The sequence below is a fragment of the Nitrogeniibacter aestuarii genome (genome assembly GCF_017309585.1).
GTDB lineage: Bacteria > Pseudomonadota > Gammaproteobacteria > Burkholderiales > Rhodocyclaceae > Nitrogeniibacter > Nitrogeniibacter aestuarii.
Map to the genome: position 1 here is coordinate 4,235,041 of NZ_CP071321.1, position 13,169 is coordinate 4,248,209.

The window sequence follows — 13,169 nt, forward strand, 5'->3', positions numbered from 1 at the left end:
GCCAGTTGGTGATGGCTATCGGCACTCCAGCGCGCCGGACCCGGTCACCACCACGCACTGCATGGCGCCGCACTGGCAGTTGAGCACGCGCGAGCCACTGACTGTATCGATCACGAGCCCCTTGGAGCAGACGCACTCGTCCGGCGCCAATGATGTCTGGGCATGAACCGGCGTGCTGGTACCGGTGGCGCTGAGCGCCAGGAGGCCGATTCCGGCCAGGGTGAGGCAGGCAAGCAAGAGGGCGCGCAACATGGTGAGGTCCTTTCTGGTGGGGCGGCCCTCCAGCCTACGCGGACACCGCCGCTGGCGCAAAATCAGCGGCCGCCTGTCAGGTTTGTCGCACCCATGCGGTCTTAACTCACACTCGGCAACTTCGACTCGGGGTAGCATCGCAGTCATATTCATGCAACATATGCTTGCACTCCGTAACGACCTCCACACGATCCGACGCGACACATGGACTCGATCAACATGGATTTTTCACGCCGCGTGGTCATCCACACGGCGCAGATGGACTGGCAACCCAGTCCTGCACAAGGTGTCTGGCGCAAGCCGCTGGCCCGGGAATTCGCGGAATGCGGCCACGCGACCAGTATCGTTCGCTACGACGCCGGCTCCCGCTTCTCCAGCCATGAACACCCGGGCGGCGAAGAGATTCTGGTGCTCGAGGGCGTTTTCTCGGACGAACACGGGGACTACGGTCAGGGCACCTACATCCGAAATCCCCCGGGCACGAGCCATGCCCCGTTCAGCGAGCCGGGCTGTGTCATTCTGGTCAAGCTCCACCAGTTCGCCCCGGGAGACGACACCCAACTGCGTATCAATACCAAGATGGAAACGTGGCTACCCTGCCACGGCGCCATCGAAACCCAGCCACTGCACGAGTACGGTAGCGAACGCGTCAGCCTGGTGTTCTGGCCGGCCGGCACCTCCCTGAGGCGGGAGCGTTTCCAAGGCGGCGAGGAGTTCTACATCGTGCGTGGTGCGCTCGAGGACGAAAATGGCCAGTACCCGGAGGGCACCTGGGTGCGCACGGCCAACAAGCACGGCCATACACCCCGCGCCACCACCGACACCCTGGTCTGGATGAAGGTCGGGCACCTCGCTCCGTGAATCCGCTGGCCCACCCATGAAAAAGCCCGGCGATGCCGGGCTTTTTCATGGGCCGAATCCGCTCAGGCGGCCAGACCGGTCGACTCGTCCAGCCCCAGCATGATGTTCATGCACTGGATCGCCGCCCCGGAGGCCCCCTTCCCGAGGTTGTCGAAGCGCGCGGCCACCAGAATCTGCTCCTCATGACCGAAGGTGAAAATCTCGGCACGATTGGTGTCGTTGCAGGTGGTGGCCGGCAGGAAGCCGTTGTCGAGCAAGGGCGCAGCGTCCAGCGGCATCGGCTTCACGAAGGTTTCCCCCGCATAGAACTCGCCGTAGAAATGCGCAATATCGGCAGCAGCCACCGGACGCGAGAGCAGGCGCGGCAAGAGCGGCACCGCCACCACCATACCCTGGGCGAAATTACCCACGATCGGCGTAAATAGCGGCTTGTTGGCCATGCCGGTCATGGCCTGCATTTCGGGCAGATGCTTGTGCGCCAGACCCAACGCATAGAAACGCGGGCTCTTCATGTTGTCGCCCAGTTCGCCAGCCTCTTCGTAGCTGGCGATCATCTCCTTGCCGCCACCGCTGTATCCGGTGATCGAATAGGTGCTCACCGGATAATCCCCGGGGACGATGCCGGCGGCCACCAAAGGCGCCATGAGCATGATGAAGCCACTGGCGTGACAGCCCGGCACGGCGACTTTCTGGGCATTCCTGACGCGCTCACGCTGCCCCGGGTTCATCTCGGGGAGGCCATAGACCCAGTCCGGGTTGGTGCGATGGGCCGTACTGGCATCGAGGAAGCGGGTGCGGGTATTACCCGGCGCGAGCAGTGACACCGACTCTTTCGAGGCCGCATCGGGCAGACACAGGAACACCACATCGGCCGAGTTGATGTACTCGGCCTTCACGGCCGGATCCTTGCGCTGGTCATCGGGGATGGTGAGGATCTCGATCTCGTCGCGACCGCTCAGTCGCTCGTCGATCTTCAGGCCGGTCGTGCCATGGCGGCCGTCGATGAACACCTTGTAAGTCATGCTGCTGCTCCGCTGAGGACTCTTTCAAACCCTTATTGTAGGCCTGAACGTGTTACCCGCGCTGCAGCGCCGCCGATCAGGGCACCACGTAGAAGCGATAGACGCGCGGCAGCCCCTGGCGCAGGCGGATCTGGCCGTCCACGGCACGCTCCGGATCGCGGGTGAATACCTGCACGGTGGGCGAAGGTTTGGCCAGCAGCAGATCGGCGTCACAGCGCACGATCCCGCCGGCCAGCTGGACCGACTGACATTTTTTCAGCCACTCGGGGCCGGGCACCGCCTGTGGCTCCGGCGCTGCCGGTCGAGGCGCAGGTGCAGGCACCGGTCTGGCTGGTTCCGGTGCGGGGGGTTTCGTGCGCGTTGCGGGCTTGGGCGCCGGAGGCGCCAGCACCTGGGCCGGCGTCGCTTCGGGCGTCGGCTTCGGCTCAGCCGCGTCGGTCGCCGGTGCTTCTTCGCCACGCACCTTGTCAACGGCTTGCTGAATGGAAGCGCAACCGCTCACCACCGACACGGTGAGTAAGGCAAGCAGGAGACGGCGGGACAACACGAGAGAATGGTGCATGAGGGTATCTGGAACAGGGCCGGTCACGAGAGCTTACGGCACCGGGACGTCAATGTTGAGCCCGGGTTCGCCCTGATCACCCGATTGCTCAACGGCGACCCGTCGGATCCAGTTCGCGAACAGGGCCACCTCGTCACGCATGGGCCCGGGCGCAGCGATCAGCCAGGTGCTGCGGCCCTCAACGCCCTTGCGGCCGCACCCCACGGTCGTCAGGCGTCCCTCTTCGATCAAGGGTCTGATCGTCTCTTCCCGGCCGATGGCGATTCCCTGTCCCGACATCGCCGCCTGGATGACCTGGTCGTAGTGGGAAAAGCGCACCCGCGAGCGCGGCTCGACATCCTCAAGCCCCTCGGCCGCCAGCCAGTGGGACCAGTTCAGCCACGGATAGCCCACCCCTTCGTAGTCGAGCAGCACCTGACCCGGGAGCGTGTGTTCATCGAGTGTGAGCCCCTCGGCCACCGAGGGATGGGCCACCGGAATGATGGTCTCGCCGAACAGGCGCCAGGCATCGGCAGGCGCATCCCGGTCGGCGCAATACCGCAAGGCCAGATCGAGATCTTCATGCAGCAGATCCACCACCCGGTTGGTGGTCGAGATGCGCACGTCGATGTCCGGATGCATGGCCTGGAAGTCACGCAACTGGGGCAGCAGCCACAAGGCGGAGATGCCCACGCTGGCAGTGATATTGACGGTCGGCCGTTGAGGCCGTTGCAGCCGCGCCGCCAGCTGACCGTACTCGCTCAGCCAGACCGCCGACCGTTCGGCCAGGCGCTCACCCGCCTCGGTCAGCGCGAGACTGCGTGTACCGCGGACAAAAAGTTTCACCCCCAGTGCTGACTCCAGCGTTTGCACTTGCCGCGAAATGGCGGACTGACTGAGGCACAACTCCTCGGCAGCCAAGGTAAAAGACAAATGACGCGCCGCACAAAGAAAACCCCGAAGCGGATCAAGCGGCGGCAGGCGAAGCAAGGGGCTATTCATGCAATAAACGCATCCATCCAATGAAAACAAACCGTTTGTGAGCAGCGTAGTCGGTGTTGATACTGGCTTCAAGCCACACGCCGGTGGCCCATGAAGAAAAGGAGCCGACCATGGCCATTCACCTGACCGATACCACCCTCACCCTGCAACCGGGCCGCCCCTTGCTGATGAAGGGCGTCGCCGGTGCACGCATCCAGGTCATGTCGGGCTGCGTGTGGATCACGCAGTACGGCCAGTCGCGCGACTTCGTGCTCAGCGCCGGCCGCGAGATCGAACTGGATCTGCCTTCGCCGGTGGTCATGAGCGCAAACACACTCGCCTGTGTGCGCGTCGAGCTGGCAACAGCGGCGCATCCGGCGCCCTTCTGGAAGCGCCTGCTCAGCTGGTTCGATCCGCGCTGGGGCAGTGCGGCCTCCCGGGATCTGAGCCGTCATTTGCCTGGGGGCGCACTGCGCTGACCGCATCCGTGGCTGTGCCATACTGTCTTGCACCGACACTCACGCACAGCCACGGAGCGTCCATGTTCGAACCGGGCTTCACCCACCGCCAGATCGAGACTTCAAACGCCCGCATCCACGTAGCCCAAGGCGGTTCGGGCCCACCCCTGCTGCTGCTCCACGGATACCCCCAGACCCATCTGATGTGGCATCGGGTCGTCCCTGCGCTGCTCTCCAGCTTCACCCTCGTCTGCCCCGATCTGCGCGGCTACGGGGACAGCAGCAAGCCAGCCGGTCAAGCCAACCACGCCAACTATTCGAAACGCGCCATGGCGCAGGACATGGTCGAGGTCATGTCCGCCCTGGGTTTCGAGCGCTTCGCCATGGCAGGGCATGACCGCGGCGCACGGGTCGGCCACCGGCTCGCGCTCGATCACCCGGAGCGCCTCACCCGGTTGTGCGTGATGGACATCGCGCCCACACTGCACATGTTCGACCAGACCGATCAGGCCTTCGCCACCGGCTACTATCACTGGTTCTTCCTCATCCAGCCCGACGGCCTGCCGGAACGACTGATCGGCAATGACGCCGCCTATTATCTGCGCGAAAAACTGCGTCGCTGGGCTGCGCCGGGTGCACATTTCGACCCGGCCGTAGTCGAGGACTACATTCGGTGCTTCGCCACCGCCGAGGGCATCCACGCCAGCTGCGAGGATTACCGCGCCGCCGCCACCATCGATCTTGAGCATGATCGGGCCAGTCGCGACCAGCGCGTGCGCTGCCCGCTGCTGGTGCTGTGGGGTGACACGGGCTTCGTGAATCGCAGCTATGACGTACTGTCGGTCTGGCGCAACTACGCGAACGACGTGGTCGGCCACACCGTTAGCAGTGGCCATTTTCTGCCCGAAGAGGCGCCCGACGATGTCGCCGACGCCCTGATCGATTTTTTCAAGGAGACCCGATGAGCACCCCTGCCCCCATGACCCTGTGGTACGAGTTCGCCAGTTCATACTCCTATCTGGCCGTCATGCGGGTTCAGGCCGCTGCGGATACCGCCGGGGTCGAACTGCACTGGCGCCCCTTCCTGCTCGGCCCGGTGTTTCTCAGCCTCGGCTGGAACGATTCGCCCTTCAACATCTATCCGCCCAAGGGCCGTTACATGTGGCGCGACATGGAGCGCCTGTGCGAACGCTACGGCTTTCCCTTCACCATGCCCAGCGAGTTTCCGCGCAACGGCCTGCTGGCGGCGCGTGTGGCCCGACTGGGTCAGGAAGAGGACTGGATCGGCCCGTTCTCGCGTACCGTGATGCAGGCCAACTTCGGCGAGGACCGGGACATTGGCGACCCGGATGTGCTCGGCGGCATTCTGGACGATCTCGGCCTCGATGCCGACACCCTCATCCTGCAGGCGCAGTCGGACGACAACCGCAAGGCCCTGCGCGCGCAGGTGGAAGAAGCCACCCAGATGGGCCTGTTCGGTGCGCCGACCTTCGTGGTCGGCAAGGAACTCTTCTGGGGCAACGACCGGCTTGAAGACGCCCTGGACTGGGCGCAACACCATCCGGCGGTTTGACTGCGTTGGGTCAACACGGCCACGGGCCGGCCGTGGTCGAATGATGTTGTCCTGACACCCTGGCCGCCCCCGCCATGTCCTCACCCGTTCACCCGACGCAGCCATCGCGCGTACGCGATCTCCAGTGGGAGGTCCGCTCCTGGGTCGGCGCACGTCTGTGGGCCCAGGTGCTCCTCGGGCTGTTGCTGGGCATCGTTGCCGGCGCCGCGCTCAGCCCCGAAGCGGGCTGGGTCTCGCGCAGCACGGCCGTCAGCGCGGGCGCGTGGCTGGCCGTTCCGGGGCGACTGTTCCTCGCCATCATCGGCATGGTGCTCATCCCCCTGGTGATGGTCTCGATCATCAAGGGCATGCTCGGTGGCGGCAGCATGGCCCAGCTCAAATCGGTGGGGCTGCGCCTGCTGGTGTTCGTGACGCTGACCACCGGCATCGGTGCCGGCCTGGGCGTCGGTCTGGGCCAGTGGATCGCGCCGGGCGCCGCCCTGGCCGAAGCCGATGCATTCACGCCGGCCCAGGTGGCGGCACGTCCGCCCACGCCCGACCTGCCCTCGCTCATCGTCAATCTGGTGCCCGCCAATCCGCAGGCGGCGCTCGCCGAGCGCGACATGCTGGCCATCGTCGTGCTCTCGCTCTTTCTCGGCGCCGCTGCGCTGGTGGCTGACCGCAAGAAAACCGCGCCCTTCCTGGGCGCACTCGACGGCCTGCTGGAAATCTCCATGACCCTGGTGAAGTGGGCCATGTACCTCGCCCCATGGGCGGTGTTCGGACTGCTGGCCGATGTCATTGCGCGCTCCGGGCTGGACGCCGTCGCCAGCCTCACCAGCTATGTGCTCACCGTGCTGGCCGGCCTGCTGGCCTTGATGGTCTTCTACCTGGTCGTGATCGCACTGTTCGCCCGGCGTCATCCACTGCAGTTTCTCAAGGACATCGCCAGTGTGCTGCTGCTGGCCTTCTCCACCTCGAGTTCGGCGGCAGTGATTCCGCTGTCCATCGACACGGCCGTGCGCCAGTTGCACGTGCCCGAGAGCGTCGCCAACTTCACCATTCCCCTGGGCGCGACCATCAACATGGCCGGCACGGCGCTTTATCAGGCGGTGGCAGTGTGTTTTCTGGCGCAGATGTCGGGGGTGGTGCTCTCCCCGGAGTCGCTCGCCACCATCGTGATCACGCTCATCGTCACCTCCATCGGCGCTCCGGGCACACCGGGCGTCGGCATCGTGATTCTGTCGAACATCGTGGCCGGTTTCGGCATCCCCACGGCCGGGATTGCGCTCATTCTCGGCGTCGATCGTCTGCTCGACATGTTCCGCACCACGGTCAACGTGACCGGCGATCTGACGGTGAGCGTCCTGCTCCGTGGCGCCCGCAAGGACTGAGGCAGGCTCGACAGCGTCAGCGTACAATCAGCAGATGCTGATATACCCGGAGAGACGCGCATGCAACGCATTCTGACCGCCCTGACACTGGGTCTGGCCGCACTTCAGGTTCATGCAGAGGTGATCAACATCGATAACGCCGAGTTGCTTCGCCTCCAGGCGGCGGGCGTGCCGGTGGTGGATGTCCGCACTGCACCCGAATGGCAGGAAACCGGCATCGTGCCGGGCAGTCATCTGCTCACCTTCTTCGGCACCGGGGGCCGCGCCGAACCCGCCGCGTGGCTGCGCAAGCTGCAGCCGATCGCCACGCCCGACCAGCCGGTCATCCTCATCTGCCGCAGCGGCAACCGCACGCGCACGATCAGCAACTTCCTGTCCTCTCAGGTCGGCTACACGAAGGTGTACAACGTGACGCGCGGCATCAAGGACTGGATCAAGGACGGCAAGCCGCTCAACAAGGCCGAACAGGCGGCGTCCACCTGCAACTGGGCCAGCACCTGCTGAAACACGAGATCGTGCCACCTGGCACGTTGCAGCGTCATCGCGCTGTCATGACCGCTTGTTTCCATAGGCACCGGGCACCCTGCCCGAGCACCGAGACAGGAGAGACACGGTCATGAAAACCACCTTGATTCGCGCGATGGGCGCAGGCGCACTGGCGCTCGCGACCCTTGCGGCCGGACCGGCCTTGGCCGGCAACGGCTCACACGACGACCACGACAATCGCAGCGATCGCCGCTGGGGCCACCACGACCGCGGGGCGCAGATGGTCTCCGTGGGCGTGCGGCCGTACTACCTGGTGGACCAGCTCGAAGAGGGGCGACTCAAGCACAAGCTTCAGTCCTGCGAGAACCGGCCGGTCAAACCGACCGCCTTCTCCATCGGGCATCGTGGTGCGGCCATGCAGTTCCCCGAGCACACCCGGGAATCGTACGTGGCTGCTGCCCGCCAGGGCGCCGGCATCGTCGAATGCGACGTGACCTTCACCAAGGATCGGGAACTGGTCTGCCGCCACAGCCAGTGCGACCTGGCCACCACCACCAACATCCTCGGCATTCCTGAACTGGCGGCCAAGTGCTCCCAGCCCTTCATTCCGGCCGACCTGGCCACTGGCGCTCCGGCCCAGGCCACCTGCTGCACCTCGGATCTGACCCTGGCCGAATTCCGCGCCCTGCGCGGCAAGATGGACGGCGCCAACCCGATGGCCACCACGCCGGAAGAGTACATGGCAGGTACCCCGTCATGGCGCACCGACATGTATGCAGCCACCGGCACGCTCATGACCCACAAGGAATCCATTGCCCTGTTCAAGCAACTGGGTGTGGGCATGACGCCGGAACTCAAGAGCGCCAGCGTGGCCATGCCGTACGAGGGTGACTACACCCAGGAAGCCTATGCCCAGCAGATGATCGACGAGTACAAGGAAATGGGCGTGTCGCCGCGCAAGGTGTGGCCGCAGTCTTTCAACCTTGACGACGTGCTGTACTGGATCCACAACGAGCCGCGCTTCGGCAAGCAGGCCGTTTTCCTCGAAAGTGTCGATAGCGAAGCCGACGTGCCCGCCGCCATCGCCAGGCTGCCTGAACTGGCCGCCCAGGGGGTGAACATCGTGGCGCCGCCGCTGTGGACGCTGGTCACGGTCGAAGGCACCGACACCATCGTGCCGTCGGACTACGCCGTGGCGGCCAAGGCGGCGGGTCTGGACATCATCACATGGACGCTGGAGCGCTCCGGCACGCTGGTCGACGGCGGCGGGTGGTACTACCAGAGCATCACCGACGCCACCACCGGCCCCGGCGATACCTACCGCCTGCTCGACGTGCTGGCACAGGACGTGGGCATCATCGGCATCTTCTCAGACTGGCCGGCCACGGTCACCTACTACGCCAACTGCATGGGTAAATAGACGACGCAGATGGCCTGAACGCGCCGCGCTCCAAGAGCGCGGCGTTTGCTTTTGTGCACTGGCGCATTGCCACGGGAGACATGCCCGCCGACTATACTGAGGTACTGCCCATCCGCACCCGCCAGCTTCGTGCACATTTTCCTCTCCTACTCATCGCGCTACCGGGATCAGGCCGACGACATCTGCTGTCGCCTTCAGGCCCTGGGGCATGAGGTTTTTTTCGATCACGAGGATCTGCCTGCCGGCATCAGCTTCGACGATCTGATCCGTCAGGCCATCGAATCGGCCGACCTGTTCATCTTTCTGGTGTCGCCCGAAGCGGTCGAACAGGGGCGCTACACCCGCACCGAACTGAAACTGGCCCAGCGCAAGTGGCCCACACCGCACTGGCATGTGCTCCCCGTGATGATCGCGCCCACGCCGTTTGACGCAATTCCGGCCTATCTGCGATCGCTCACCCTGTTGCAACCCGAAGGCAATCTCACCGCCGAGGTGGTGATGGAGGTGGAGGACCGGGTCCGCGCCCACGGAGCGCCCCCGGCCGGACCTGCCGATACAGCCACCGACGCCCGCGATGAGGCGCACACCCCCAAGGACGCCACCGAGGGCGGCTATCGCTCCCTGTCGTTCAGATTCTCGGGGGATGAAATCCGGGGTTTCGCCGTGCATATAGGGCCGGGTGGCGCCCAATCGCCGCCGCCGGCCCTTGCGCTTGACCCGGCGCAGGTGGAGTCAGCCCTCTGGGCTCACGCAACGCCCATTGCGGGCGCGGCGCGGCGCGGGACACCGGGCGCCCCGCCCAGCCGGCTGCCGTCGGGTGCCGACGCGCGCAAGATCGGCCAGACCCTTTACGAAGCGCTTTTCGATTCGATCCGCGGCGAACAGCTGCGTGAGCAGCTGCGGACACTCGATCCTCAACGGGGCGACGGGCTGCGCTTCATCATCGACACCACCGAGGCTCCCGCCCTCGCCCGTCTGCCCTGGGAATTCCTCTACAGCCCGAGCGATGACGACTTTCTTTTTGCCGACCGGCTCAAACCGGTCGTGCGCTGGCTCGATGTGGATGCACCGCCGCCGAGTCTGGCGGTGGCGCCGCCGCTGCGCATGCTCATGGCGGTCGCGGCCCCCGCGGATCGGCCCGAGCTGGCGGTAGGCACGGAGCTGGCCCACCTGGACAGTGCGCTGGCCGAACTGGCGGCCGCCGGCGTGCTCGAAACCACGCGGCTGGAACATGCGTCGCTCGAAAAGCTCGATGCAGCGATGCTGGAGCATCAGCCACACGTACTGCACTTCATCGGCCACGGCGATTTCGTCGGCGACGACGGCGTGCTGCTGCTTGAATCCGATCGCCCGGGCGGCCCGGCCGAAGCCATCGCCGGGCGCCGGCTCGCCGTGCTGCTGCGCAACTACCGATCCCACCTGCGCCTGGTCTTCCTGAACAGCTGCATGGGCGCCGCCAGTGCGCAAGGCGATCCGTTCGGGGGGGTTGCTCAGAGTCTCATCCGGCGGGGCATCCCTGCCGTGATCGCCATGCAGTTTCCCATCCCGGACGATGCCGCCATCGCACTGGCACGGCATTTCTATCGCTATCTGGCCGCCGGGCAACCGGTGGACGCGGCCCTGAGTTCTGCCCGCGCCTTTCTGTACGCTCGCGGCTTTGCGGTCGAGTGGGGGGCACCCGCACTGCACATGCGCTCGCCCGACGGCCGGCTGTTCGACCTCAAGCAATCGAAGTTGCCCCCCACCGCGGCGGCGCCTCAGCCCATGGCGCCACCCGCCGCCACAGCGCCCGCGCCGGCACCATCGCCGGTCGTCCCACGATCAACCTCCCGCCTGTGGCTCGTGGGCGGCATCGTCGTCGCCCTGGCGGGCGCAAGCATCGCGGCTTGGCTGCTCATGTCCCCGGCGAGCGAAGACACCGGGGTCGATCCGGGATCGCAACCCCCAGTGATCACCCCCCCACCACCGCCTCCACCACCGCCGCCTGTGGTGGAGCCCCCGATGAGAACGCCGGCCGAGCTGGCTCAAGCATCGATTGATGCCGTCATCGCGGACCTGGAAAACAAGCAGCTGGCGCGCGCCGAGGCCACACTGGCCACGCTGCTCGACGCCGAGGACCCCGCCGTGCAGGCGACCCTTCGCGGCCCGAGTTACGGGACACTGCTCGATGCGCTCGATCAGGCCATCGATCGGGCAGACGCCAGCGGAAACGCACTCGAAGCCGAGCGGCTCAGCGCGCTGCTGAGCCGCTTGTCGCCGGATGAACCCGTGATGGTCCCTGACACGCCAGCCCTTCCGCCCCCGGCACCGCTGACCGCCATCCTGAAGCAGCTCGACACCGGCGACGCCGACGGCGCCATCGCCCAGCTGGAAGCGCTCAGCGATACCACCGTGCAAGAGTGGAACACGAGCCTGAGCGACGACACTCACCAGGCACTGGTCACCTCGGTCGCAAATGCCGCTTCGGACGCTTTAAGGATCGGCAACCAGGCACTCGCCGAACGTGCGATTGCTCAGCTCAGGCGTATCGAACCATCGGTCGACTGGCGCATCGATCCCCCAGCAGCCGCCGCGCCACCGGACGATCGCCTCTACCACGTACGTCGCGGGGACACCTTGTGGAGTCTGTCACAGCGCTTCCTCGGTGACGGGCGGCAATGGCCGGTGTTCATGGAGATCCACAACGAACGTGTCTCGGTCGGCAGGGGCGGCGATCTCATTACCCACCCGGACAAGCTCACCGTGGGTCAGCGCCTGCATCTGCCCGAACGCTACGATCCGTTGGGGCGGGCAATCTACGAATACCGGGTCATGCCGGGTGACACCCTGTCCGGCATTGCCTGGCGGGTCTATGGCGACGCCAGCCTGTGGCCGATACTTGCGCGGGACAATGCCGCCACCATCAGTCATCCCGACCTGCTGTTCGTCGGCCAGACGCTGACATTGCGCCCGACCCCGGGTGATGATTGACGAGGCCTGTTTGCAGAAGAATCGACAGGTGAGCCATCAAGTCTGCCGAAAGCTCGCCGATAAAATGCCAATGGAATCGTGCAGGGAGTTGCAATGAACGAAGTGCCGCTGGAACCGGTCAAGGTCGCCGCACCCTGGATGGATGAACGCTCGCACGGCATGCTGCGCGAGTTCTTCCGCGTGGGCTGCAAGGCGCGATGCGTTCTGGTCGAGCCCGAGCGGGCGCAAGCGATCATCATCGACGTGGACCGTGGCGATGCCACCCGTCGCCTGCAAGAGGCCCGGGAGCGCTGGCCCGGTGCGCCCGTCATCGAACTGAGCGTGAATTACACGGACCAGGCCCTGTTCGTGCGCAAACCCCTGCGCCCGAAAGGCATGACCCGAGCGCTGCTGAGCGTCCGCCGACGGCTCAAGCTGGTCAACGACCCGGTCGTCGAGTCGGTCAGCGACGCCCGTACCCCACCGCCGCCTCACGAGGGCTCTGCCAGCTTCAAGCCGCGCGGTCCGGTGCCCGAACCAGGCACCGAATCCCTCTATGTCGGCCAGGGCGCCAATCTGGATCGGGGCGCGCCTGAAACCTGGACGCGGGCGCTCTACGACCCGGCGCTGTTCCTGCAAGGCTTTCTTCAACAGGCCGTCACGCTGGCCGAAGAATCCGGCCAGGCGGTCACGGTGACCGGCGTTTGGGGCCAGTGGCGCATCCCGCCCACGAATGGCCCCATCGACATCAACATGCCCGACCACCACCTGCGCTCCCTGTGCGTGGTCAATATGAACGAAAAGGAAGTGCGCCTCGCGCTGGCCGATGACAGTGAGCCACTGACCTGCATGTCGGACCCGATTTCCCGGGACGCCTTCATCTGGAAGGTCACGCTCCTGACCGCCCGTGGCCGGGTGCCGCTCGGCACGCCCCTGGGCGCCCCGGTGTTCCTGCGTCACTGGCCCGACCTCAACGAGTTGCTGGTCCCCCCGGACGCCATGCGCATCGCGGCCCTGTGGCTGAACCACCCGATTGACCTCATCTCGCTGGCCGAACGGCTCGATATCCCCCAGCGCCATGTCTTCAGCCTGTACAGCGCGTGCAGCGCCATCGGACTGGCCGGCCCGGCGCGACGCGCGTCCGACGGCCTGGTGGACGCACCACAGGTCGACGGGCGCGGCATGCGCGGGCTGATCAACCGTCTGGGTGAAAAGCTGGGCCTCGGCGCCCAGACCGAATCAGCCTGACACGC

General features: G+C 65.7%; 13 protein-coding genes. 9 read left to right on the plus strand and 4 right to left on the minus strand.

From position 1 onward, the window contains the following. Window positions 1-15: 15 nt before the first annotated feature. Complete coding sequence (locus tag J0W34_RS19660) at window positions 16-252, minus strand: hypothetical protein (RefSeq protein ID WP_227816090.1); 237 nt, start codon at window positions 250-252, stop codon at window positions 16-18. 219 nt (window positions 253-471) lie between these two features. Between J0W34_RS19660 and J0W34_RS19665 the strand changes: the two genes are divergently transcribed. Next, a complete protein-coding gene (locus J0W34_RS19665; protein ID WP_227816089.1) occupies window positions 472-1,113 on the plus strand; it encodes a cupin domain-containing protein in 642 nt (213 codons plus the stop codon). 62 nt (window positions 1,114-1,175) lie between these two features. Here the strand turns inward: J0W34_RS19665 and argC are convergent, their stop codons facing one another. The 3 genes from argC to J0W34_RS19680 all read right to left on the minus strand — a co-directional run bounded on the left by argC (window position 1,176) and on the right by J0W34_RS19680 (window position 3,678). After that, window positions 1,176-2,135 carry an N-acetyl-gamma-glutamyl-phosphate reductase gene (argC, locus tag J0W34_RS19670; RefSeq protein WP_227816088.1) on the minus strand — a complete coding sequence of 320 codons (960 nt, stop codon included), beginning with the start codon at window positions 2,133-2,135 and terminating at the stop codon, window positions 1,176-1,178. 76 nt (window positions 2,136-2,211) lie between these two features. Further along, window positions 2,212-2,697 carry a hypothetical protein gene (locus J0W34_RS22250; RefSeq protein WP_269144627.1) on the minus strand — a complete coding sequence of 162 codons (486 nt, stop codon included), beginning with the start codon at window positions 2,695-2,697 and terminating at the stop codon, window positions 2,212-2,214. 33 nt (window positions 2,698-2,730) lie between these two features. Then, a complete protein-coding gene (locus J0W34_RS19680) occupies window positions 2,731-3,678 on the minus strand; it encodes a LysR substrate-binding domain-containing protein (RefSeq protein ID WP_227816086.1) in 948 nt (315 codons plus the stop codon). 110 nt (window positions 3,679-3,788) lie between these two features. Here J0W34_RS19680 and J0W34_RS19685 point away from each other — a divergent pair, with 110 nt between their 5' ends. The 8 genes from J0W34_RS19685 (at window position 3,789) to J0W34_RS19720 (ending at window position 13,164) form a co-directional block, all read left to right on the plus strand. Then, complete coding sequence (locus tag J0W34_RS19685; protein ID WP_230969911.1) at window positions 3,789-4,136, plus strand: DUF2917 domain-containing protein; 348 nt, start codon at window positions 3,789-3,791, stop codon at window positions 4,134-4,136. A 62-nt stretch (window positions 4,137-4,198) separates the two neighbouring features. Next, window positions 4,199-5,080 (plus strand): alpha/beta fold hydrolase, encoded by an 882-nt coding sequence (locus J0W34_RS19690; RefSeq protein ID WP_230969912.1) that lies wholly within the window; start codon window positions 4,199-4,201, stop codon window positions 5,078-5,080. Then, the gene (locus tag J0W34_RS19695; RefSeq protein ID WP_230969913.1) at window positions 5,077-5,688 is read left to right on the plus strand and encodes a 2-hydroxychromene-2-carboxylate isomerase; all 612 of its coding nucleotides are present in this window, start codon (window positions 5,077-5,079) and stop codon (window positions 5,686-5,688) included. The genes J0W34_RS19690 and J0W34_RS19695 overlap by 4 nt, the downstream gene beginning before the upstream one ends. A 74-nt stretch (window positions 5,689-5,762) precedes the next feature. Further along, complete coding sequence (locus J0W34_RS19700; protein ID WP_230969914.1) at window positions 5,763-7,061, plus strand: dicarboxylate/amino acid:cation symporter; 1,299 nt, start codon at window positions 5,763-5,765, stop codon at window positions 7,059-7,061. A 60-nt stretch (window positions 7,062-7,121) separates the two neighbouring features. Next, window positions 7,122-7,565, plus strand: a complete 444-nt coding sequence (locus J0W34_RS19705) for a rhodanese-like domain-containing protein (RefSeq protein WP_230969915.1) — start codon at window positions 7,122-7,124, stop codon at window positions 7,563-7,565. Window positions 7,566-7,677: 112 nt separating this feature from the next. Beyond that, on the plus strand, window positions 7,678-8,967 hold the full coding sequence (locus J0W34_RS19710; protein WP_230969916.1) for a glycerophosphodiester phosphodiesterase family protein: 1,290 nt from the start codon (window positions 7,678-7,680) through the stop codon (window positions 8,965-8,967). 129 nt (window positions 8,968-9,096) lie between these two features. Beyond that, window positions 9,097-11,937 carry a CHAT domain-containing protein gene (locus J0W34_RS19715; RefSeq protein WP_230969917.1) on the plus strand — a complete coding sequence of 947 codons (2,841 nt, stop codon included), beginning with the start codon at window positions 9,097-9,099 and terminating at the stop codon, window positions 11,935-11,937. 93 nt (window positions 11,938-12,030) lie between these two features. Next, window positions 12,031-13,164, plus strand: a complete 1,134-nt coding sequence (locus J0W34_RS19720) for a hypothetical protein (protein WP_227816078.1) — start codon at window positions 12,031-12,033, stop codon at window positions 13,162-13,164. Window positions 13,165-13,169: the final 5 nt, after the last annotated feature.

What these genes read in the sequence shown, in the direction of transcription:
- J0W34_RS19660 (WP_227816090.1), bottom strand. Translation starts at nt 252, where the DNA reads ATGTTGCGCGCCCTCTTGCTTGCCTGCCTCACCCTGGCCGGAATCGGC.
- J0W34_RS19665 (WP_227816089.1), top strand. Translation starts at nt 472, where the DNA reads ATGGATTTTTCACGCCGCGTGGTCATCCACACGGCGCAGATGGACTGG.
- argC (WP_227816088.1), bottom strand. Translation starts at nt 2,135, where the DNA reads ATGACTTACAAGGTGTTCATCGACGGCCGCCATGGCACGACCGGCCTG.
- J0W34_RS22250 (WP_269144627.1), bottom strand. Translation starts at nt 2,697, where the DNA reads ATGCACCATTCTCTCGTGTTGTCCCGCCGTCTCCTGCTTGCCTTACTC.
- J0W34_RS19680 (WP_227816086.1), bottom strand. Translation starts at nt 3,678, where the DNA reads ATGAATAGCCCCTTGCTTCGCCTGCCGCCGCTTGATCCGCTTCGGGGT.
- J0W34_RS19685 (WP_230969911.1), top strand. Translation starts at nt 3,789, where the DNA reads ATGGCCATTCACCTGACCGATACCACCCTCACCCTGCAACCGGGCCGC.
- J0W34_RS19690 (WP_230969912.1), top strand. Translation starts at nt 4,199, where the DNA reads ATGTTCGAACCGGGCTTCACCCACCGCCAGATCGAGACTTCAAACGCC.
- J0W34_RS19695 (WP_230969913.1), top strand. Translation starts at nt 5,077, where the DNA reads ATGAGCACCCCTGCCCCCATGACCCTGTGGTACGAGTTCGCCAGTTCA.
- J0W34_RS19700 (WP_230969914.1), top strand. Translation starts at nt 5,763, where the DNA reads ATGTCCTCACCCGTTCACCCGACGCAGCCATCGCGCGTACGCGATCTC.
- J0W34_RS19705 (WP_230969915.1), top strand. Translation starts at nt 7,122, where the DNA reads ATGCAACGCATTCTGACCGCCCTGACACTGGGTCTGGCCGCACTTCAG.
- J0W34_RS19710 (WP_230969916.1), top strand. Translation starts at nt 7,678, where the DNA reads ATGAAAACCACCTTGATTCGCGCGATGGGCGCAGGCGCACTGGCGCTC.
- J0W34_RS19720 (WP_227816078.1), top strand. Translation starts at nt 12,031, where the DNA reads ATGAACGAAGTGCCGCTGGAACCGGTCAAGGTCGCCGCACCCTGGATG.